18 protein-coding genes are annotated in these 19,815 nt (G+C 71.7%); 13 read left to right on the top strand and 5 right to left on the bottom strand.

Annotated features, from left to right (window positions below; genetic code table 11):
• Positions 1 to 62: 62 nt before the first annotated feature.
• Positions 63 to 509 carry a DUF5318 domain-containing protein gene (locus SM450_RS07910; RefSeq protein ID WP_474618984.1) on the bottom strand — a complete coding sequence of 149 codons (447 nt, stop codon included), beginning with the start codon at positions 507 to 509 and terminating at the stop codon, positions 63 to 65.
• 177 nt (positions 510 to 686) lie between these two features.
• Here SM450_RS07910 and SM450_RS07905 point away from each other — a divergent pair, with 177 nt between their 5' ends.
• The gene (locus tag SM450_RS07905; protein ID WP_474618983.1) at positions 687 to 1,325 is read left to right on the top strand and encodes a PadR family transcriptional regulator; all 639 of its coding nucleotides are present in this window, start codon (positions 687 to 689) and stop codon (positions 1,323 to 1,325) included.
• 23 nt (positions 1,326 to 1,348) lie between these two features.
• Entirely contained in the window at positions 1,349 to 2,428 is a 1,080-nt protein-coding gene (locus SM450_RS07900) for an inositol-3-phosphate synthase (protein WP_474618982.1), read from the top strand.
• Between the two features lie 267 nt (positions 2,429 to 2,695).
• On the opposite strand, the gene SM450_RS07895 is transcribed toward SM450_RS07900, so the two are convergent.
• Positions 2,696 to 3,175 (bottom strand): methylated-DNA--[protein]-cysteine S-methyltransferase, encoded by a 480-nt coding sequence (locus SM450_RS07895; protein ID WP_474618981.1) that lies wholly within the window; start codon positions 3,173 to 3,175, stop codon positions 2,696 to 2,698.
• A 67-nt stretch (positions 3,176 to 3,242) separates the two neighbouring features.
• On the opposite strand from SM450_RS07895, the gene SM450_RS07890 reads away from it, so the two are divergent.
• The 4 genes from SM450_RS07890 to SM450_RS07875 are packed head-to-tail and all read left to right on the top strand — an operon-like array spanning position 3,243 to position 6,946.
• Positions 3,243 to 3,752 (top strand): SigE family RNA polymerase sigma factor, encoded by a 510-nt coding sequence (locus SM450_RS07890; protein ID WP_474618980.1) that lies wholly within the window; start codon positions 3,243 to 3,245, stop codon positions 3,750 to 3,752.
• The gene (locus SM450_RS07885) at positions 3,749 to 4,828 is read left to right on the top strand and encodes a hypothetical protein (RefSeq protein ID WP_474618979.1); all 1,080 of its coding nucleotides are present in this window, start codon (positions 3,749 to 3,751) and stop codon (positions 4,826 to 4,828) included. The genes SM450_RS07890 and SM450_RS07885 overlap by 4 nt, the downstream gene beginning before the upstream one ends.
• Before the next feature lie 42 nt (positions 4,829 to 4,870).
• Entirely contained in the window at positions 4,871 to 5,413 is a 543-nt protein-coding gene (locus SM450_RS07880) for a hypothetical protein (RefSeq protein ID WP_474618978.1), read from the top strand.
• 27 nt (positions 5,414 to 5,440) lie between these two features.
• On the top strand, positions 5,441 to 6,946 hold the full coding sequence (locus SM450_RS07875) for a flotillin family protein (RefSeq protein ID WP_474618977.1): 1,506 nt from the start codon (positions 5,441 to 5,443) through the stop codon (positions 6,944 to 6,946).
• Between the two features lie 66 nt (positions 6,947 to 7,012).
• On the opposite strand, the gene SM450_RS07870 is transcribed toward SM450_RS07875, so the two are convergent.
• Together SM450_RS07870 and SM450_RS07865 are read right to left on the bottom strand one after the other, a co-directional pair.
• Entirely contained in the window at positions 7,013 to 9,055 is a 2,043-nt protein-coding gene (locus tag SM450_RS07870; protein ID WP_474618976.1) for a S8 family serine peptidase, read from the bottom strand.
• 161 nt (positions 9,056 to 9,216) lie between these two features.
• A complete protein-coding gene (locus SM450_RS07865) occupies positions 9,217 to 10,686 on the bottom strand; it encodes a CCA tRNA nucleotidyltransferase (protein WP_474618975.1) in 1,470 nt (489 codons plus the stop codon).
• Positions 10,687 to 10,818: 132 nt separating this feature from the next.
• Here SM450_RS07865 and murJ point away from each other — a divergent pair, with 132 nt between their 5' ends.
• The 7 genes from murJ (at position 10,819) to SM450_RS07830 (ending at position 18,961) form a co-directional block, all read left to right on the top strand.
• Entirely contained in the window at positions 10,819 to 12,564 is a 1,746-nt protein-coding gene (murJ, locus tag SM450_RS07860; RefSeq protein ID WP_474618974.1) for a murein biosynthesis integral membrane protein MurJ, read from the top strand.
• 355 nt (positions 12,565 to 12,919) lie between these two features.
• Positions 12,920 to 14,527: a protein kinase family protein gene (locus tag SM450_RS07855; protein WP_474618973.1), complete on the top strand. Its 1,608-nt coding sequence runs from the start codon at positions 12,920 to 12,922 to the stop codon at positions 14,525 to 14,527.
• Positions 14,524 to 15,234, top strand: coding sequence for an RNA polymerase sigma factor SigM (gene sigM, locus SM450_RS07850; RefSeq protein WP_474618972.1), 711 nt, complete (start codon positions 14,524 to 14,526; stop codon positions 15,232 to 15,234). The genes SM450_RS07855 and sigM overlap by 4 nt, the downstream gene beginning before the upstream one ends.
• Complete coding sequence (locus tag SM450_RS07845) at positions 15,231 to 16,187, top strand: hypothetical protein (protein ID WP_474618971.1); 957 nt, start codon at positions 15,231 to 15,233, stop codon at positions 16,185 to 16,187. Before sigM ends, SM450_RS07845 begins: the two co-directional genes overlap by 4 nt.
• A 144-nt stretch (positions 16,188 to 16,331) precedes the next feature.
• Positions 16,332 to 17,285, top strand: coding sequence for a thioredoxin-disulfide reductase (trxB, locus tag SM450_RS07840; RefSeq protein WP_474618970.1), 954 nt, complete (start codon positions 16,332 to 16,334; stop codon positions 17,283 to 17,285).
• Between the two features lie 29 nt (positions 17,286 to 17,314).
• Positions 17,315 to 17,638: a thioredoxin gene (trxA, locus tag SM450_RS07835; RefSeq protein ID WP_474618969.1), complete on the top strand. Its 324-nt coding sequence runs from the start codon at positions 17,315 to 17,317 to the stop codon at positions 17,636 to 17,638.
• 162 nt (positions 17,639 to 17,800) lie between these two features.
• Positions 17,801 to 18,961 (top strand): N-acetylmuramoyl-L-alanine amidase, encoded by a 1,161-nt coding sequence (locus SM450_RS07830; protein ID WP_474618968.1) that lies wholly within the window; start codon positions 17,801 to 17,803, stop codon positions 18,959 to 18,961.
• Positions 18,962 to 18,966: 5 nt separating this feature from the next.
• On the opposite strand, the gene SM450_RS07825 is transcribed toward SM450_RS07830, so the two are convergent.
• Entirely contained in the window at positions 18,967 to 19,632 is a 666-nt protein-coding gene (locus SM450_RS07825; protein ID WP_474618967.1) for a GNAT family N-acetyltransferase, read from the bottom strand.
• Positions 19,633 to 19,815: the final 183 nt, after the last annotated feature.

Here is a 19,815-nt window from a genome sequence, read left to right as displayed (position 1 = left end):
GCTTAATGACTGTCGGTCGCGCCGCCCGGGAATCGGGCCGGCGACGGTCGGAACAGCCGCGTTCACCGTTGCGCCTCTCGCCTTCGCCGAGGGGTGGAGCCGTCGGCGACGGCCGACCCGGTCGCGTCCGACGCCTCGCCCGCGAGGCCGTCCCGTCCGAGCAGGAACTGCTCAACGAGATGGTTCCAGTCGCAGCCGGGGCAGACCTCCACCACGAACACCTGGAACTCACGCAGCGTCATGGCCAGCACGGGCAACTCCGCCCGGGTACGCGCCTGACCCGCCGACTGCTTGAGTTCGTCACCGTAAATGTAGTGGACGTGGATCAGGTTCTCGCTGCGGCAGATGGGGCAGCGGCGGTCGGTCGGCTCGCCGTGGAAACGGGCGGCATTCTTCAGGTACGGCGAGGCGTCGCAAACGTCGTAGGTGCCGATCCGCCCGGCGACGAGTTCACGCAGCACCGCTCGCTTCTGGAGCGAGTAGTCGACCACCTGGCGCTGCGTACGCATGCCGAGAAGGGTACGCGCTCCGACGAACCGGGGCGACCACGGTCACGATCAGTGATGATCGCGTCGCGTAACCGGGGGTTTGCCCTGGCCACCCGTCTCCGCTACGGTGCGATGTATCGGCCCGATACATCGCGGCGGTTAGCCTCCGCGCAGGGGGGAAAAGAAGGGATGGCGCCCGTGCTCGAGTTCGCCATCCTGGGCCTCCTGCAGGAAGCTCCGATGCACGGCTACGAGCTGCGCAAGGAGTTGACCGCCAAGCTCGGCGCCATCCGGGCGGCGATCAGCTACGGCTCGCTCTACCCGACCCTGCGACGGTTGCAGGCGGCGGGATGGATCACCGAAGCCGCCGAGACACCCGCGACCGCCGAGGAGGTTCCCGCGCTGACCAGCCGACGTGGTCGGGTGGTCTACACCATCACCGCGGAGGGCAAGGAACGCTTCGCCCAGCTCATAGCGCAGGCTGGACCCGAGACCTACGACGACACGGGCTTCGGCGTGCACTTCGCGTTCTTCGCCCGGACCGACCAGGCCACCCGGCTCCGGATCCTGGAAGGTCGCCGTCGCAAGATCGAGGAGCGTCGCGAAGGTCTTCGTGACGTGCTCGGCCGGGCAGCCGAGCGCCTCGACGCGTACACCCTGGAACTGCAGCGCCACGGGCTCGACGCCTGCGAGCGCGAGGTCCGCTGGCTGGAGGAGCTCATCGCGAACGAGCGCTCCGGCCGGGCCCCGACCACCCCGGAACCCCGGACGGCCGGCGGCCAAGGAGACAACGACAGCCCGCCCACGCCTGGAACGTCCAGGACAGAGCGGCCGTGATGAAGAAGAAGGAGGCAGACGCTATGGGCTCCGTCCGCGTCGCCATCGTCGGTGTGGGTAACTGCGCCTCGTCCCTCGTACAGGGCGTGGAGTACTACCGGAACGCCGACCCGAACGACCGCGTCCCGGGTCTCATGCACGTCACCTTCGGCGACTACCACGTATCGGACGTGGAGTTTGTCGCGGCGTTCGACGTGGACGCCAAGAAGGTGGGCATGGACCTCGCGGAGGCGATCGTCGCCAGCGAGAACAACACCATCAAGCTCTGTGACGTGCCGCCCACCGGCGTCAGCGTCCAGCGCGGTCCGACCTTCGACGGACTGGGCCAGTACTACCGCGAGATCGTCGAGGAGTCGGACGCCGAGCCGGTCGACGTGGCGCAGGCGCTGCGCGACGCGCAGGTCGACGTGGTCGTCTCCTACCTGCCGGTCGGCTCCGAGCAGGCCGACAAGTTCTACGCCCAGGCCGCGATCGACGCCGGTTGCGCGTTCGTGAACGCCCTGCCGGTGTTCATCGCCTCCGACCCGGAGTGGGCGCAGAAGTTCACCGACGCCGGCCTGCCGATCGTCGGTGACGACATCAAGAGCCAGGTCGGCGCCACCATCGTGCACCGCGCGCTGGCGAAGCTCTTCGAGGACCGCGGGGTCGAGCTGCTGCGCACGTACCAGCTCAACTTCGGCGGCAACATGGACTTCATGAACATGCTGGAGCGCAACCGCCTGGTCTCGAAGAAGATCTCGAAGACCCAGTCGGTGACGTCCCAGATCCCGCATGAGATGCAGAAGAGCGACGTGCACATCGGCCCGTCCGACCACGTGCCGTGGCTGGACGACCGCAAGTGGGCGTACATCCGTCTGGAGGGCCGCTCCTTCGGTGACACCCCGCTCAACGCGGAGCTGAAGCTCGAGGTGTGGGACTCGCCGAACTCGGCGGGCGTCATCATCGACGCCGTCCGGGCCGCGAAGATCGCACTGGACCGGAAGATCGGTGGCCCGATCCTCTCCGCCTCGTCCTACTTCATGAAGTCCCCGCCGGAGCAGTACGCCGATCACGACGCGCACGCCGCCGTCGAGTCCTTCATCAAGGGCGAAGTCGAGCGCTGACGCGCTGACGCCAGCACATCGCGAGGGCCGGGTCCGTCGGGACCCGGCCCTCCCGTGGTCGTGGTGAGCCCTTCCGGGCGTACGAAGATCGTCCGGAGGTCGACCGCGTCGCCCTTCGCGTCGAGCTGGTAGACGTCGAACCAGCGCGCAGAAGGGGTGATCATGAGGTTGGCGGCGACAAATCGGACGGCTAAGCGCCGCCAACTTCATGATCACCGCGCTGGAGGTGGGTGGGTGGGGGTGGGGTGGGGATAGTGGGAACTGCGGTCAGGACCAGGCGTGCCGCAACGCGACTCCGGCCTCCAACTCCAGCAGGGTTACCTTGCGGGGCAGCCCGCCACCGAAGCCGACCAGCTTGCCGCCCGCGCCGACGATCCGGTGGCAGGGCACGATCACCGGCACCGGGTTGCGATTGCACGCCACCCCCACCGCGCGGGCCGCGCCCGGGTCACCGAGCGCCCGCGCCACCTCGCCGTAGGTGATCGTCTCCCCGTACGGGATGCGCGTCATCTCCCGCCACACCGCCCGCTCGAAGTCGGAGCCGCGCGGCGCCGACACCGGCACGGTGAACGCGGTCAGCTCACCGGCGAAGTAGGCCCGCAGCTCGGTCACGGCCAGCCGGGCCAGGTCGTCGCCGGGCTCGTCGGCGGCCGAGGGCACCCGGCCGAAGTGCGCGCCGCGTACCGCGTCGGCGTCGGTGCCGACGGAGAACTCCCCGATCGGCGAGTCGAGCACGGTCCAGCGCATGCCGACCATTGTCGCGCGGCGGGCAACGTTTCTCCCGCACCGGGCGTCTGAGAGACGGAGGTGAAGGGTGGCCGACGTCGACGGGGAGTTCACCGCATTCGTCAACGAGCGGGGGCCGGCCCTGCTGCGGGTCGCGTACGCGCTGGCCGGCAACCAGCACGCGGCGGAGGACCTGCTGCAGAACGCGCTGGCCAAGACGTACGCCCGGTGGTCCCGGATCCACGGCGACGCGGAGCCGTACGTGAAACGGATCCTCTACCACGACCAGGTTTCCGGCTGGCGGCGGCGGGCGCGGCGCGCGGAGGTGCCGGTGGCTGACCTGCCGGAGCGGCCGGCCGCCGGTGACGACAGTGACCTGCGGCTGCTGCTGCGGGACGCGCTGCGCGCGCTGCCGCCGCGCCAGCGGGCGGTGCTGACGCTGCGCTACCTGGAGGATCTCAGCGTCGAACAGACCGCCGCGCTGCTCGGCTGCCGTCCCGGCACCGTGGCCAGCCAGAGCGCCAAGGCGCTGACCCGGCTCCGGCAACTCGTGCCGGCGCTCGACGAGCTGACCACCCCGGCGGAGGTGACCCGATGAGCACGTCCCTGGACCAGACGCTCCGGACGGCCGTACGCGACCTGGCCGCCGACGCGGTGCCCGCGCCGGATCTGGCGTGGCGGGCGATCGGCCGGGGTCGCCGGCTGCGTCGCCGGCGGCGGGTCGCCACGGCCGCCGCCGCGCTTGTCGCGGTGGTCGCGGTGACCCTGCCGTACGTGCTGCTCCGGCCCTCCCCCACCCCGCCGCCGGTCACCGCGACCCCGTCGCCGGTGCTCCGCACCGAACCCGGCCCGAACTGGGCGGACGAGCCGCTGGTGCTACCCGGCGAGTGGGTGGTCACCCGGGCGCAGGTGACCGGCGGTTCCGGCAGCGGCTTCGTGCTCGACCGCGCACGCGGGCGATACTTCGCCACCGACCGCTACGACGGCATCTACCCGGCACCGACCGGTTCCCTCGTCGCGGTCCGGGACGACGGCCGCCCCCGGGAGATCGGCCTGTTCGACCTCACCACCGGAAAGACCCGGTGGTACGAGGTGGGCCGCGCGCTGACGGCGCCACGCTGGTCGCCGGACGGCCGGCGGCTGCTGTTCACCACCGGGCAGGTCGACCACTTCGGTTTCATCGTGCTCGATCTGGACGGCAGGAAGAAGACCCACCCGGTGGGTGAGCTCGGCTGGCCGTGCGCCGACATGTGCGAGTTCACCTGGATGCCTGACGGTCGGGCGGTCGCACTGACGCTGAGCAGGCAGAAGTCGGAGGCGTGGCCCCGGGACCTCGCCAAGGGCGTGCAGCTTCTCTCGGCCGACAACGGGCGGCCCACCCGCCTGGTCAGCATGCCGGGCGGGCCGGTCGGCCCGAATGCCTGGTCGCCGGACGGGACGCTCGTCGTCGTGCAGGGCCAGCGAGAGCCGCTGCTCGTGGAGACGGCGACCGGCCGGGTGGTGAACCCGCTTCCAAGCGCAGACGTCGTCTGGGTCACCGGCGACCGGCTGCTCTACCGCCTGCCGTACGGGTCGGGTGACTTCGTGCTCGCCGACACCACCGGCCGGATACTGGTCCGCCAGCCGCTGCCGAAGCAACTCGTCGGCCTGGAGGTGACGATCGCGCCGCGCTGATCGGACACTCAGCGAAAGCTGAACGGTCGCTGGACGCAGTGGATGTTGCACAACCCCGCTACCGTGCAGGTCGTGGCCACAGGGACGCTCATCTTCCTGATCATCGGCGGAGCCGGGGTCGGCGTGCTGACGCTCGCCCTACTCGGCTCGGGAGTGCTTCATTTCGGCCACCCGGACGTCGACGGGCCGGTGTCGCTGGAGGCGGTCGCCGGGTTCACCGGAGCGTTCGGGTTCGGCGCCGCGATCGTCAACGAGCTGCTCGGGGCGCGTACCCCCGGAATGATCGCGGCGGCGGTGGCCGGCGGCGCGCTCGCCGCCGTGCCCACCGCCTGGCTGGCGGCCCGGTTGAGCCGCGCGGCCCGCACCATGCGCACCGACCCCACCCCCACCCGGGACCACCTGGCCGGCGCGGTCGGCCTGGTGGTGACCCCGATCCCCACCAACGGCTACGGCGAGGTCCGGGTCCGCCTCGCCGGCCAGCCGGTCAAACTCAACGCCCGTGCCGACCGGCCGCTCGCGGTCGGCGCCCGGATCTTCGTGGTCGAAGCGCTCAGCGAGACAAGCGTGCACGTCGAGACCTACTGAACCCCTCAGCACAGACGGGAATCCCCCATGCCCCTACTCGTCGCCATCGGCGGCGCGGTCCTCCTCGCCGTCCTGCTCATCCTCTTCGTGCTGTCCCGGATCAAGGTGGCCGGGCCGAACGAGGCCTTCATCGTCACCGGCCGCAAGGGCCGGACCACCCAGACCGCCGAGGGCATCCGATCCACCGACATGTCCGGCCAGAAGGTCGTGCTCGGCGCCTCGGTCTTCGTGCTTCCGGTGGTGCAGAAGCTCCAGTCCCTCGACCTGTCCAGCCGGCGCATCGACGTCGGCATCCGGGGCGCGGTGAGCAAGCAGGGCATCCGCGCCGACCTGCACGGCGTCGCGATCGTCAAGGTCGGCGGCACCGAGGACGCGATCCGGGCCGCCGCCCAGCGCTTCCTGCACCAGCAGGACGAGATCGACAACTTCACCCGGGAGGTGCTGGCCGGCGCGCTGCGCTCGATCGTCGGCCGGCTCACCGTCGAGGAGGTCATCCGGGACCGGGCCGCGTTCGCGAGCGCGGTGGCCGAGGAGGCCGAGCACTCGATGACCAACCAGGGCCTGGTGCTTGACACGTTCCAGCTCCAGGACATCCTGGCCGAGGGCTCGTACCTGGCCGACCTGGGCCGGCCCGAGGCGGCCCGGGTGCTCAAGGACGCGGCCATCGCCGAGGCCCGTGCCCGGCAGGCCGCCGAGCAGGAACGGCTGCTCGCCGAGGAGGCGATCGCCGAGTCGAACCGGAACCTGTCGCTCAAGCAGGCCGGCATCCAGGCCGAGATCGACGCGGCGAAGGCGAGGTCGGCGGCAGCCGGTCCGCTCGCCCAGGCCGAGCGGGACCAGGCGATCCTCTCCGAGCAGCAGAAGGTGGCCGAGCGCAACGCCGAGCTGAAGCAGCGTCAGCTCGACACCGAGGTGCGCAAGCCCGCCGACGCGCAGCGGTACAAGGTGGAGCAGGAGGCCGAGGCCAACCGCAACGCGGCGGTGCTGCGCGCCGACGCGGAGCGGCAGGCCACCATCGCCGCCGCCCAGGCCGTCGCCGAGCAGTCCCGGCTCACCGGTGAGGGTGAGCGGGCCCGCCGTGCCGCGCTGGCCGAGGCGAACGCGATCGAGGGCGCCAAGGAGGGTGAGGCGGAGCAGCGCCGGCGTTCCGCGATCGCCGAGGCGGTCGAGCGGGAGGGCCAGGCCGAGGCCGCGGCCATCCTGGCGAAGGGCCAGGCGGAGGCCGACGCGATGGCCCGCAAGGCCGAGGCGTTCGCCGCGTACGGCGAGGCCGCGGTGCTGGACCTGCTGGTCAAGGTGCTGCCCGAGGTGGTCGGCGCGGCCAGTGCCCCGATCGGCGCGATCGACAAGATGACAGTCATCTCCACCGACGGCGCCTCGTCGCTCACCAAGTCGGTGGCCGGCAACGTCGCCCAGGGCCTCCAGCTCGGGAGCGACCTGACCGGCATCGACCTGGCCGGGCTGCTCGCCCGGCTGGGCAGCGCGCACACCAACGGCAAGGCCACGGTGGACGGCAGCACGGTCAACCCGTGACGAACGACGGCGCCCGCCGGTTCCCCTCGGGGAACCGGCGGGCGCCGTCGCGTGGTGGGGCAGAGGTCAGAGCGCGGCGAAGATGAACTTCTCGCCGGTACCCAGGCCGAGGGTCTCGCTGTCCCAGTCGATGGTGCGGCTGGCGATGAGCTCGCTGCCGCCGGTGCTTCCTGCGGTGACCGCCTTGCCGTTGGCGTTCGCCCGCAGGTAGACCGAGCCGTCGGCGTTGTAGTCGAGGAAGTCGTAGACCTCCCAGTTGCCGATCTCCGTGCCGCGGGCGATAAGCGGCTTGTTGCCGGCGCTGTCCGCGGTCACGAACTTGTTGTTGGCGAGCGCCTTGAGGCTGAAGAAGCTGTCACCGACGCTCACCACCTCGAACTTCTCCCAGGCGCCGACCGTCGTCGCGCCGCGGGCGACAAGCGGCTTGCTGCCGGCGCTCTCCGCCGTCACGTAGTTGCCGTTGGCCACCGCCTTGATACCGACGACCGGGGCGGGCGCGTCGAAGTCGAACTTCTCGGCGGTGCCGATGGCGGTCTTGCTGGCGATCAGCGGCGAGGTGGCGCTCGGCGCGGTGACGTACTTGCTGTTGACTGCCGCCCTCAGGCTGACGCTGCCGTCGTTGTTGTCGGTGATCTGGAACTTCTCCCAGGCGCCGATGGTGTCGGCCCGCGCGATCAGCGGCTTGTTACCGGCGCTGTCCGCGGTCACGAACTTGTTGTTGACGGTGGCGCGCAGCCCGTACAGGCCGTCGCCGGCGTCGACCACGTCGTACTTCTCCCACGCGCCGACCGAGGTGCCGCGCGCGACGAGCGCCTTGTTGCCCGCGCTGTCCGCGGTGACGTGCAGGCCGTTGATCCGGGCCTTGAGGCCGTACGCGGACCGGACCGTGGCAACCCCGCCGACGTGCAGGAGCCGGTCGAGCGAGCCTTCGGGGTCGTGCACGGCGCCGCTGACGCCGGTGGTGACGAGCGAGTTGCGCACCTGCTGCGGGGTCCAGGTCGGGTGTGCCTCCAGGGCCAGCGCGGCGGCGCCCGCGACGTGCGGGGAGGCCATCGACGTGCCGCTGGACGAGACCGACCCGTTGGTGGTGCCGGCCTTCGCCGACACGATGGCGGTGCCGGGCGCGAACGTGTCCAGGCAACTGCCGTAGTTGGAGAACCAGGCCCGGAAGTCGATCTGGTCGGTCGCGCCGACCGTGATGGCGGGCGCCACCCGCGCCGGCGAGACCCCGCAGGCGTCCTGCATGCCGTTACCGGCCGCGACCGTGTAGGTGGTGCCGAGGGCGATGGACCGGGTCAGGGCGACGTCGACCGCCTCGTCCACGCCGTTGAATCCGAGGCTCATGTTGGCCACGGACGGGCCGGTGGCGTGCTCGGTGACCCACTCGATGCCGGCGACCACCTGCTCGGTGGTACCGCGACCCTCGCAGTTGAGCACCCGGACCGCGACGAGCTTGACGTCCTTGGCGACGCCGTACTTCGTGCCGCCGATGGTGCCGGCCACGTGCGTGCCGTGCCCGTCGCAGTCCTGCGCGACGTCGTCGTTGTCGACGGCGTCGTAGCCGTAGCTGGCCCGCCCGCCGAAGTCCTGGTGGTCGATATCGATGCCGGTGTCGATGACGTAGGCGGTCACCCCGGCGCCGGTCGCCGAATAGGTGTACGCGCCGTCGGTCTTCGCGCCGAGCTGGTCGATCCGGTCCAGGCCCCAGGGCGCGTCGTTCTGGGTGCCGGTGGCCTGCCAGCGCTGGACCTGCTGGACGAAATCGACGTCCGGGTCCGCGGCCAGGCGCTCGGCCTGCCGGCTGTTCATGCTGGCGGAGTAGCCGTGCAGCGCCTTGCCGAAGACCCGGCGAACGGTGCCGCCGTGCTCACCGGCCAGGGCCGACGCGGCGGACTTCACCTTGGCCGGGCTGGCCTTGCCGTCCTTGAGGACGACGATGTAGCGGCCGGGCACCGCCTCGGCCGCGTCGGCGCCCCGGACCGGGGCCCGCTTCGGGCCGGCCGGGTCGGCCGAGGCGGCGCCGCCGGTGGCGGCGCAGATGATGGAGGTGGCGGAGGTGAGGGCGAGCCCCACCAGCGCGGAGCGGCGCAGCGCGCCGTGACGTGACACTGAATAATCTCCCCGTGTCCAGCGACCGTCCGATGCGGACGGGCGGATGCGATCAGGACAGCCGCACCCGTCGATCCGGGGGGCTGGTGATGACCTTCATCATGCGGGAGACATCGACCGACACGCGTCAACCTTTCGGTCGACACGCCGGCGTATCGTCGTCACTCTCGGTCGAGGATGCCCTCGGCGCGCGCCCAGCGCAGCAGCTCCGCCTCGGCCTCGTCGCGGTCCAGCGGCCCGCGCTCCAGGCGAAGCTCCTTGAGGTGCTGCCAGGCGCGGCCGACCACCGGCCCCGGCGGTACGCCGAGCAGCTCCATGATCGCGTTGCCGTCCAGGTCGGGGCGGACCCGGGCCAGGTCCTCCTCGGCGGCGATCCGGGCGATCCGCTCCTCCAGCGCGTCGTAGTCGGCGGCGAGCTGGGCCGCCTTGCGACGGTTGCGGGTTGTGCAGTCGGAGCGGGTCAGCTTGTGCAGCCGGGACAGCAGGTCACCGGCGTCGGTGACGTACCGCCGCACCGCCGAGTCGGTCCACTCGCCCCGGCCGTACCCGTAGAAGCGCAGGTGCAGCCCGACCAGCTTGACCACCTGGGAGGTGACATCCTTGGGATAGCGCAGCGCCTTCATCCGGGCCTTGGTGAGCCGGGCGCCGACCACCTCGTGGTGGTGGAAGCTGACCCGGCCGTCCCCGCCCACCGCCTTGGTGCCGGGCTTGCCGACGTCGTGCATCAGCGCGGCCATCCGCAGCACGAAGTCGCAGCCCTCGGACTCCATCGACATGGCGTTGGTGACCACGGTCAGCGTGTGCTCGTAGACGTCCTTGTGCTGGGCGTGCTCGTCGATGGTGAGCTTGAGACCGGTCAGCTCCGGCAGGAAGCGCTCGGCCAGTCCGGTGTCGACAAGCAGGCGCAGCCCGGTCACCGGGTCGGCACCGCACAGCAGCTTGGTGAACTCGTCCCGGATCCGCTCGGCGGTGATCCGGTCGAGGTCGCCGGCCATCCGGGTCATCGCGGCGCGGACGTCGGGGTGGACGGCGAAGCGGAGCTGGGCGGCGAACCGGGCCGCGCGCAGCATCCGCAGCGGGTCGTCGCGGAACGACGCCTCAGGCGTGCCGGGAGTGCGAATGATCTTCGCGGCGAGGTCGGCCAGGCCACCGTACGGGTCGGTGAACCGGTGCTCCGGGAGGCTCACCGCCATCGCGTTGACGGTGAAGTCGCGGCGCTTCAGATCCTCCACCAGGCTGGTCCCGTAGCGCACCACGGGGTTGCGGCTCACCTGGTCGTAGACCTCCGCCCGGAAGGTGGTGATCTCCAGGTTGAGGCCGTCGCGCTGGCAGGCGATGGTGCCGAACTCGCGGCCGGTCTCCCAGATCGACTCGGCCCACCCCCGGATGACCTTCACGGTCTCGTCCGGGTGGGCGTCGGTGCAGAAGTCGAGGTCGTTGCCGAGCCGGCCGAGCAGCGCGTCCCGGACAGAACCGCCTACCAGGTGCAGTTCGTGACCGGCTCGGGCAAAACGTCGGCCCAGCTCGTCGGCGACCGGGGAGACGCGGAGCAGTTCGGCGACGGCGTTGCGCTGCGCGGCGGTCAACTCGGGGCGAGCGGCGGCGGAAGCGGCGGCGGAGGCTTCGGACATGGGATCGCCAGCCTATCGGGCCGGGGGTGGACTGACCGCGCCGGGCGCGGGTAGCGGGCCGAGGTTGACTAAGGTTCCGGTTGTGCGGAGCCGGCGGGGCCGGGCCCCGACGTACCCCTTGGAGGCTGGGAGATGAGCGGCGGCGGGCTCTACCGCAGCGCGAACGCGCACGACGGCGGCCTGCCGCCGGACGACGGCGCCACCTTCATCTCGGCGGAGCCGCTGAACCAGCCGGGCGTCGAGGCGGTCGCGCCTCCCCAGGAGGTGGTGGCCGAGACCAGCGCCGCGGCGAACAGCGCGGTGATGGCGGTCGGCAGCCTGGTCAGCCGGGGTACGGGGTTCATCCGCAACCTGATGATCGGGGCCGCGCTCGGCGGCGCGCTCGTCGGTGACGCGTTCACCACGGCCCAGTTCCTGCCGAACCAGGTCTACGAGTTCCTGCTCGGCGGGGTGCTCACAAGCGTGCTGATCCCGGTGCTGGTCCGGCGGCGCAAGACCGACCCGGACCGGGGCGAGGCATACTCCCAACGGCTGCTCACGCTTGCCGTGCTGGCGCTGGCCGCCACCGTGCTGATCGCCCTGGTCGCGGCGCCGGCGCTGACCGCCATCTACGCCGGCGGCAAGGACGAGGACTACCGCGGCCTGGTCACCGGCCTGTCGTACCTGATGCTGCCGATGCTGTTCTTCACCGGCGTGAGCGCGCTGATCGCCGCGGTGTTGAACACCCGTGGGCACTTCGCCGCCCCGATGTGGGCGCCGATCCTGAACAACCTGGTGGTCATCGGCGTCTGCGCGCTCTACCTCGCGGTCTTCGGCGCCAAGCTGATCCAGCCCGACGAGATGGGCTGGAGCCGGATCCTGCTGATCGGTGGCGGCATGCTGCTCGGCGTCGCGGTCCAGACCGCCGGCCTGCTGCCCGCGCTGCGCAAGGTCGGTTTCCGCTGGCGGTGGCGGTTCGACTTCCGCACGCTCGGCCTGCGTGAGCTGGCCCGGCTCGGCGGCTGGATGTTCTGCTATGTCGGGGTCAACCAGCTCGGCCTCTTCGTGGTGGTCAACCTGCTCACCCGGGCCGCCGGCGGCGACAACGCCGGCCTGTTGATCTACAACAACGTCTTCCTGCTGCTGATGATGGCGAACGGCATCATCGCGGTGTCGATCATCACCGCGCTGATGCCCCGGATGAGCGCCGCCGCCGCCGAGGGCCGGTTCGGTGACCTCACCGCCGACCTCTCCCGGGGTACCCGGATGGTCACCGCGGTGCTGGCCCCGATCGCGGTCTGCTACGCCGTGCTGGCCGCCCCGATCTCCGTCGTGGTGTTCCGCTACGGCGCCTTCACCGGCGCGAACGCGGTGGCCACCTCGACGGTGCTGCTGGTCGCGGCGCTCGCGCTGGTGCCGTTCGCGGTCAGCCAGCTCTTCACGTTCGCCTTCTACGCGCTGCCGGACACCCGCACCCCCGCGCTGATCAACATCCCGGTGGTGATCCTGCGCGTGCTGCTCCAGGTGGGCCTCTTCCTGATCTTCTCAAACACGTTCGCGGCGTCCGGGATGATGCTCGGCAACGCCGTGTCGTACCTGGCCGCGGCGATCATCTCGGCCATGCTGCTGCGGCCCCGGGTGGGCCGGATCGGGCTGGGCCGGATCATGGGGACCGTCGGTCGGGTGGTGGTGGCCGCGCTCGGCGCCGCGTTGGCAGGTGTGCTCGTGGTCGCGGTGCTCCCCGGCGACCCGGAGCAGTTGAGCTGGTTCGCCGCCGCGATCCAGCTCGTGATCGGTGGCGCGGTGATCGGCGGTACCTACCTCGGGCTGGCCATGCTGCTGCGGATCGGTGAGATCACCGAGGTGGTGGGCATGGTGCGGCGGCGACTCGGGCGTTGAATCCACCGGTGACCGACGGTGAACGAGGATCACCAGGTTGGGGATACGGCTGTGGATAACTCGGGATTCCGCCGTCCAGTGGGCCTCTCGGCCTGTGGACAACCAACCGTACGGACGAGGGTGCCCAGGCCGGGACGGGGAAACCACAGGCACGCCACACCGGTACGCCCCTGCGCCGATCACTTGCCGTCAACCTCTAGATTTGGCGGTGCGTGTCCGCGTGACTGGCTTGTCGCCGCCCGCAGCGGGAAGATGACATGTCGGAGAACCGGGCATCCCGGGTAAGGTCGCTCTCGACGGGTACGTCCGGCGTCGCCGACCGTGCCGGTTCCACCGAAGCCAGAGCGGGAAACACATGCCCAGCAGCACGGGTCCATCGATCGACACGATCACCGAGGGAGGACGGGTGACCCAGGTCGGCGAGGGTCAGGAAGCGGAGGAAACCTCTCCCGCGGTCGTGACCCTCGGTGCTCCCACCGTCGGTGAGCTGCTCGCCGAGCGCTACGAGCTGGTCGAGCACATCAACAACGACAGCGCCGGCCGACTGGTGTGGCGCGGGGTCGACGTGGTGCTGCGCCGTCCCGTCGCGGTGGTCCTCCGCTACCCGGGTGGCGACTCCGCCACCGAGATGCTCCAGGCCGCCGTCGCGGCGAGCCGGGTCATCCACCCCAACCTGGTCGGCGTCTACGACGCGATCGACGAGGACGACCGGGCCTACGTGGTCCGCGAGTGGGTGGACGGCCAGTCGCTGCGCGAGATGGTGGCCGCCGACGGTCCGCTGGACCCGGCCCGCGCGACCGCGATCGGCAACGCCGTAGCCAGCGCTCTCGCCGCGGTGCACGCCACCGGCATGGTGCACGGCAACCTCCACCCCGGCACCGTCATGATCAGCGACGACGGCCGGGTGGTGCTCGCCGACGCGCGCACCGACGGGGCGGACAGCCAGGAGAACGACCTGCGCGCCGTGGGCGGGGTGCTCTACTTCGCCCTGACCGGCCACTGGCCGCACGGCGAGGCGCCGCTGCACGGCGCCACCGCCGGGCACGGCCGGGCTGCTCTCCCCGACGCGGTACGGGACGCCAGCGGTGGCATCGCCGCGCCCCGGCAGGTGCGTGCCGGCGTACCGGCGTATCTCGACGACCTCACCATGGACCTGCTCGACCCGGAGATCGCCCCGCCCTCGTCGGACGTGCTGTCGGCGGAGCTGAGCCGGCTGGACATCCCGGCCGACGAGCAGTTCCTGGAGCAGGCCGGTCCGCTGCGTTTCACCGCCGAGCCCGGCGAGGAGCCGTCGCCGCTGGCCGCGGCCGGTGGCCGCAAGGTCGCGCTGGGCATCGCCGGCCTGCTGGCGGTGGCCCTGGTCGGGCTGCTGGTCGGCATCAGCGTGCTCGGCGGCGACGACGGCGACAAGGAGCCGGTGGGCCAGCCGTCCAGCAGCGCCCCCGCCGGCGGCGGCAACACCGAGCCCGCGGCGCCGGTCGCCCGCAAGCTCGTCATCCAGGACGTCCGGATCATCGACCCGGACAGCAGCAAACGGGACGAGCTGAACGACGTCGAGAAGGTGATCGACGGTGACTCCGACAAGGGTTGGGAGACCGACACCTACACGACGGCCAAGTTCGGCAACTTCAAGAAGGGCATGGGCGTCTGGATCGACCTGGGCGCGCCCCGCACGGTGAAGTCGCTCCAGGCCACGCTGTCGTCCTCCGGCGCCTCGGCCGAGCTGCGCGCCGGCACCAAGGACTTCCCGTCCACGTCCGGTGGTGACAAGGACCTCGTCGCCGCCTACTCCACAGTCATCGGGCAGCCGTTCGAGGACTCCGGCACCACCATGATCTTCAACGGGTTCGACCCGGCCCAGAAATACCAGTTCCTCCTCCTCTGGATCACCGAGCTGCCGAAGAAGGACGACGGCAGCGGCTGGAAGGTAGGGGTCCAGGAGATCACGGTCCAGGGCTCGTGAGCCGTACGCCGGCGACCCACGACGGCCCGCCGGCCGGTTCCGACCTGGAACTGCTCCGGGCCCACGTCGCGGGCGACCGGGACGCCTTCACCGAGCTGTTCCACAGGCACCGCGACCGGCTCTGGGCGGTGGCCCTGCGGACGATCGGTGACCGCGAGGACGCCGCCGACGCGCTCCAGGACGCGATGCTGTCGGCGCACCGCGCCGCCGCCCGGTTCCGGGGCGACTCGGCGGTCACCACCTGGCTGCACCGGATCGTGGTGAACGCCTGCCTGGACCGGATGCGGCGGCGGCAGACCCACGCCACCGTCCCGCTGCCGGACGGGGTGCACGGCGACGGGGAACCGGGACGACACACAGGTGGCGTGGAACCGGCCGCGCCGGTCCAGGACCACGACACCGCGCTCGTGGTCCGGCAGGCGCTCGCGGCCCTGCCGGCGGAGCAGCGGGCCGCGCTGGTCCTGGTCGACGTGCAGGGCTATCCGGTGGCCGAGGTGGCCCGGATCCTCGGTGTCGCCGAGGGGACGGTGAAGAGCCGGTGCGCCCGCGGGCGGGCCCGGCTCGCCGTGATCCTGGGGCACCTGCGCACCGGTTCCGACGACGTCACGGACGTGCCCCGCGTCACCGCGGGGAACCACCGGCCGCCCCAGGGCGTCGGATCCTCGTCGGGACGTGCCCGGCCGGACGCCAGCCAGGAGGAGCCGTGAGTTCCCGGGAGTTCAGCGAGGTCGACCACGACCTGCTCGCCGACTACCTCGGCGGGGCGCTGGACGGCACCCCAGAGCAGGCCACGGTGGCCCGGCTGGTCGAGCGGGAACCGGCCTGGGGAGCGGCGTACGCGGACCTGACCCGCGCGCTCGACCTGGTGCACGTCGACCTGGCCGGCCTCGCCGCGGCGCCCGCGCCGGCGCTGCCGGCGGCGGTGGCCGACCGGATAACGGCCGCGCTCGCCGGGGCCGGTCCGGCCGCCGACCACCGTCCCGGCCCGGCGGGTCGGGACGGGACGCCGGTCACCGTGCCAGCGCAACCCGGCCGGGCCGCCCGCCCGGCGACCCACGCCGAGCGGCACACCGGGCCGGGGCGACGCTCCCGGCGCTGGGCCCGGCTCGCCGGGCCGGTGGCGCTGGCCGCGGCCTCGGTCGCCGCCGTGGGCCTCGGCGTCGGCCGGCTGGCCGACACGGGCGGCGACAGCAGCACAGCCGACCGGGCGGCCGGTGAGGCGGCGCCGATGGCCGCCGCGCCGTACCGGACCACCGGACCGGCCGTACGCAGTGGCGCCGACTGGACCCCGGAACGCCTCGCCGGTGGCAACTCGCCGAAGACGAACCGGCCGGAGGTGGCCGGCCCGTCGGAGGCGTCGGCGGCCGGCGGCGCGGACGCGTCCCGAACCAACCAGAAATACCGCGTCGGCGAGGTCGGCGGGCTGGACCGGCTCGGCCGGCCCGAGGCGCTGAGCGCCTGCCTGACCGCGATCGGCGTCGAGCACGGCGGCGCTCCGCTCACCGTCGACCTGGTCGACTACGCCCGGTTCCAGGGCCGCCCGGCGCTTGTGGTCACGTTCGCCGACGCCGGGGGCGCCCGCTGGGGCTGGGTGAGCGGCCCGGAATGCGGCGTACCCGGGTCCGGCGCGGACACCCGCTTCCGCACGCGGGTAGGGTGAAACCGCGGTCACCGGCTTGTCCCGCCACGTGACGTGACCCACCGGGTGACCGGCTCGGGAATCCCCGCTTCGTACGATGACGTTCTGCAAGTCAGTTGTCGGCGTCGCTGAGTCGCCGGCGAACACACACCTCGGGAGACGGCAGTGGACGAGGTCCGCAACCTGATCATCATCGGCTCCGGCCCGGCCGGCTACACCGCGGCGGTCTACGCCGCACGCGCCAACCTCAAGCCGCTGGTGATCGAGGGCGCGCAGTCCGGTGGCGCTCTGATGACCACCACCGAGGTGGAGAACTTCCCCGGCTTCGCGGACGGCATCCTCGGCCCCGAGCTGATGGACAACATGCGTAAGCAGGCCGAGCGGTTCGGCGCCGAGTTCCTCACCGACGACGTGACCCGGGTCGAGCTGAAGGACACCGGCGAGATCGGTTCCGACGCGGTGAGCATCGTCTGGGTGGGCGAGACCGCCTACCGGGCCCGGGCGGTCATCCTCTCCACCGGCTCGGCCTGGCGGCCGCTCGGCGTGCCGGGCGAGCAGGAATACCTCGGCCACGGCGTGTCGTCCTGTGCCACCTGTGACGGCTTCTTCTTCCGCAACCAGCACATCGTGGTGGTCGGCGGCGGTGACTCGGCCATGGAGGAGGCGAGCTTCCTCACCCGCTTCGCCGAGTCGGTGACGATCATCCACCGGCGCGACTCGTTCCGGGCCAGCAAGATCATGGCCGAGCGGGCGCTGGGCAACGAGAAGATCAAGGTCGAGTGGAACACCACTGTCGAGGAGGTCCTCGGCGACGACGGCAAGGTCAGCGGCGTACGGGTGCGCGACGTGCACAGCGGCGAGACCAAGGTGCTCGACGTCACTGGCGTCTTCGTGGCGATCGGTCACGACCCGCGCAGCGAGCTGTTCCGCGGTCAGGTGGAGCTCGACGACGAGGGGTACGTGAAGGTGCAGGCGCCGAGCACCCGCACAAGCGTGCCCGGGGTCTTCGCCGCCGGTGACGTGGTCGACCACACCTACCGGCAGGCCATCACGGCGGCCGGCACCGGCTGCGCCGCCGCGCTTGACGCCGAGCGTTTCATCGCCACCCTGCAAGGCTGAAGTTTTTCCGGTTCGGAGGAGGGTTCATAGTGGGAGCAACCAAGGCGGTCACGGACGCGAGTTTCGCGACCGACGTGCTGAAGTCCGACAAGCCGGTTCTGGTCGACTTCTGGGCGGAATGGTGCGGTCCGTGCCGCAAGGTCTCGCCGCTACTGGAGGAGATCGCGGGCGAGATGAGTGACCAGGTCACCATCGTCAAGCTCAACATCGACGAGAACCCCGAGACGGCCCGCACCTACCGGGTGATGTCCGTGCCGACGCTCACCATCTTCAAGAACGGTGAGCCGGTGCAGTCGATCGCCGGCGCCAAGCCCAAGGGTGAGCTGGTCAAGCTCATCGAATCGGCGCTCTGAGCCACACCGACACCGCCGGAGCCCCGTCACCCCGCCCGGGTGACGGGGCTCCGCCGTTCCTGACCTGCGCGAACACGAACCCTTTGGGTAACCGGCCACGGTACGCTCCGTAAGCGTCCGCCGGAGTTCGCCTCCGCCGGCGCCCGTACAGAGGGGGTCGTCGTGCGTCCGATCCGACCCGGTGACCGAGGCCCCGCGGTGGCCGAGGTCCGCACCGTCCTCGCCGGCCTGGAACTCCTCCCCGCGGATGGCCGGGCCGACGCCTACGACGCCGAGACGGAACGTGCGGTCCGGGCGTTCCAGCAGTCCCGCGGCCTCAGCGTCGACGGGCGTGTCGGCGCGGAAACCTGGCGAGCGCTCGACGCGGCCCGCTGGCGGTTCGGCGCCCGCGCCCTCTACCACGCCGTGCCCGAGCCGCTTACCGGCGAAGACGTCCGGTCCCTCCAGGAACGCCTGCTGGAGATGGGGTACGACGTGGGCCGCGCCGACGCCATCTACGGCCTGCGCACCTCCCGCGCGGTGGCCCAGTTCCAGCGCGAGATGGGCCTGAAACCGGACGGCGCGTGTGGCCCGCACACCGTCAACGCGCTGCGCCGCCTCGGCCGCAAGGTGGTCGGCGGCCGGCCGCAGTGGCTCCGCGAGTCCGACGCCATCCGCCAGGCCGGGCCGACGCTCGTCGGCCGGACCGTGGTGATCGACCCGGGCCACGGCGGCACCGACCCCGGCGTGGTGGTGCCCGACGGCGCGCTGCGCTGGAGCGAGGCCGACCTCGTGCACGACCTGGCCAGCCGCCTGGAGGGCCGACTCGCGGCGGCCGGCGTACGGGTGCAGTTGACCCGGGGTCCGTCGACCCGGACCTGTCTGCCGGACGCGGACCGGGCCCAGCTCGCCAACTCGCTCGGCGCCGACGTGTTCATCTCGCTGCACACCGACGGGCACGCCAACCCGGCGGCCGACGGGGTCGCCACCTACCACTACGGCACCGACAACGGCGTCACCTCGGCCACCGGGGAACGCCTCGCCGGGCTGGTGCAGCGGGAGATCGTGGCCCGCACCGGGCTGCGCGACTGCCGCACCCACGCCAAGGCGTGGGATCTGCTCCGGCTCACCCGGATGCCTGCGGTCCGCGTCGAGGTGGGTTACCTGACCTCCCCGGACGACCGAAGCAGGCTTGTCGACCCCCGGTTCCGGGACCGGGTCGTCGAAGCCATCGTGGCCGGGGTGCAGCGGATGTACCTGCCGATCGAGCGGGACGTGCCGACCGGCTCGATCGACGTGAGCGAGCTGCGGGCGACAGTGGCCGCCGGCACCGTGGTCGACTGAGCCGGTCAGCTCATCGAGCGGGTGGCGGGCGCCGGCCGGACCGGCCGCAGCAGCGTTTCCGGGCTCATCGACCCGAGGAGCTTCTCCAGCGCGTATTCCACGTCGGACTTCCAGCTCAACGCGGTACGCAGCTCCAGCCGCAGGCGCGGGTAGCGCGGATGCGGGCGGACCGTCTTGAAGCCCACCGACAGGAAGAAGTCGGCCGGCGCGACGCAGGCCCGGGTCGGCCCGTCCCCGTCGTCGCCGAACTTGGCGTCGCCGAACGCCTCGATCGCCTTGATGCCACGCTTGGTGAGATCCCGGGCCACGCCCTGCACCAGCATCCGGCCCAGGCCGCCGTCGGCGAAGGCGGGCACCACGTGCGCCGTCATCAACAGCGCCGCGTCCGCCGAGACCGGCGACGTGGGAAAGGCCATCGAGCGCGGAACGTACGCCGGCGGGGCGTACATGACGAAACCGGCAGGCATGCCGTCGACGTAGACCAGCTTGCCGCAGGAACCCCATTCCAGCAGCGTCTGGGAGACCCAGGCCTCCTTCTCCAGCCCGGGGTCGCCGGCCGCGCAGGCCCGCTCGGCGGAAACCGGATCCAGCTCCCAGTAGACGCACCGCCGGCAGGATCGGGGAAGGTCCTCCAGGGTGTCCAGGGTCAGGCTGACCAGACGTCGCGACATGAGCGCACCCCACCAACAGTCTCGGAGCGCCGGCCATCGCGGTGGCCCGCCGCCCTCGTGCTCCCGACGAGCGATCGTACGCCCCCACCCGGCGCCATGGGAGTGGAACGCGCGGACGCCCACGCCACAGGTGGACGGCGGTCCGGGATGTGGACGTGCCCGGATGGTGGGGTTCCGTGCTGG

It is taken from the genome of Micromonospora marincola (assembly GCF_056150385.1).
Note: the sequence above shows the minus strand (reverse complement) of the source record. Positions and strands in the feature narration are given on the sequence as shown.

What these genes read in the sequence shown, in the direction of transcription:
- SM450_RS07910 (WP_474618984.1), bottom strand. Translation starts at nt 509, where the DNA reads ATGCGTACGCAGCGCCAGGTGGTCGACTACTCGCTCCAGAAGCGAGCG.
- SM450_RS07900 (WP_474618982.1), top strand. Translation starts at nt 1,349, where the DNA reads ATGGGCTCCGTCCGCGTCGCCATCGTCGGTGTGGGTAACTGCGCCTCG.
- SM450_RS07895 (WP_474618981.1), bottom strand. Translation starts at nt 3,175, where the DNA reads ATGCGCTGGACCGTGCTCGACTCGCCGATCGGGGAGTTCTCCGTCGGC.
- SM450_RS07885 (WP_474618979.1), top strand. Translation starts at nt 3,749, where the DNA reads ATGAGCACGTCCCTGGACCAGACGCTCCGGACGGCCGTACGCGACCTG.
- SM450_RS07880 (WP_474618978.1), top strand. Translation starts at nt 4,871, where the DNA reads ATGTTGCACAACCCCGCTACCGTGCAGGTCGTGGCCACAGGGACGCTC.
- SM450_RS07875 (WP_474618977.1), top strand. Translation starts at nt 5,441, where the DNA reads ATGCCCCTACTCGTCGCCATCGGCGGCGCGGTCCTCCTCGCCGTCCTG.
- SM450_RS07865 (WP_474618975.1), bottom strand. Translation starts at nt 10,686, where the DNA reads ATGTCCGAAGCCTCCGCCGCCGCTTCCGCCGCCGCTCGCCCCGAGTTG.
- murJ (WP_474618974.1), top strand. Translation starts at nt 10,819, where the DNA reads ATGAGCGGCGGCGGGCTCTACCGCAGCGCGAACGCGCACGACGGCGGC.
- SM450_RS07855 (WP_474618973.1), top strand. Translation starts at nt 12,920, where the DNA reads ATGCCCAGCAGCACGGGTCCATCGATCGACACGATCACCGAGGGAGGA.
- SM450_RS07825 (WP_474618967.1), bottom strand. Translation starts at nt 19,632, where the DNA reads ATGTCGCGACGTCTGGTCAGCCTGACCCTGGACACCCTGGAGGACCTT.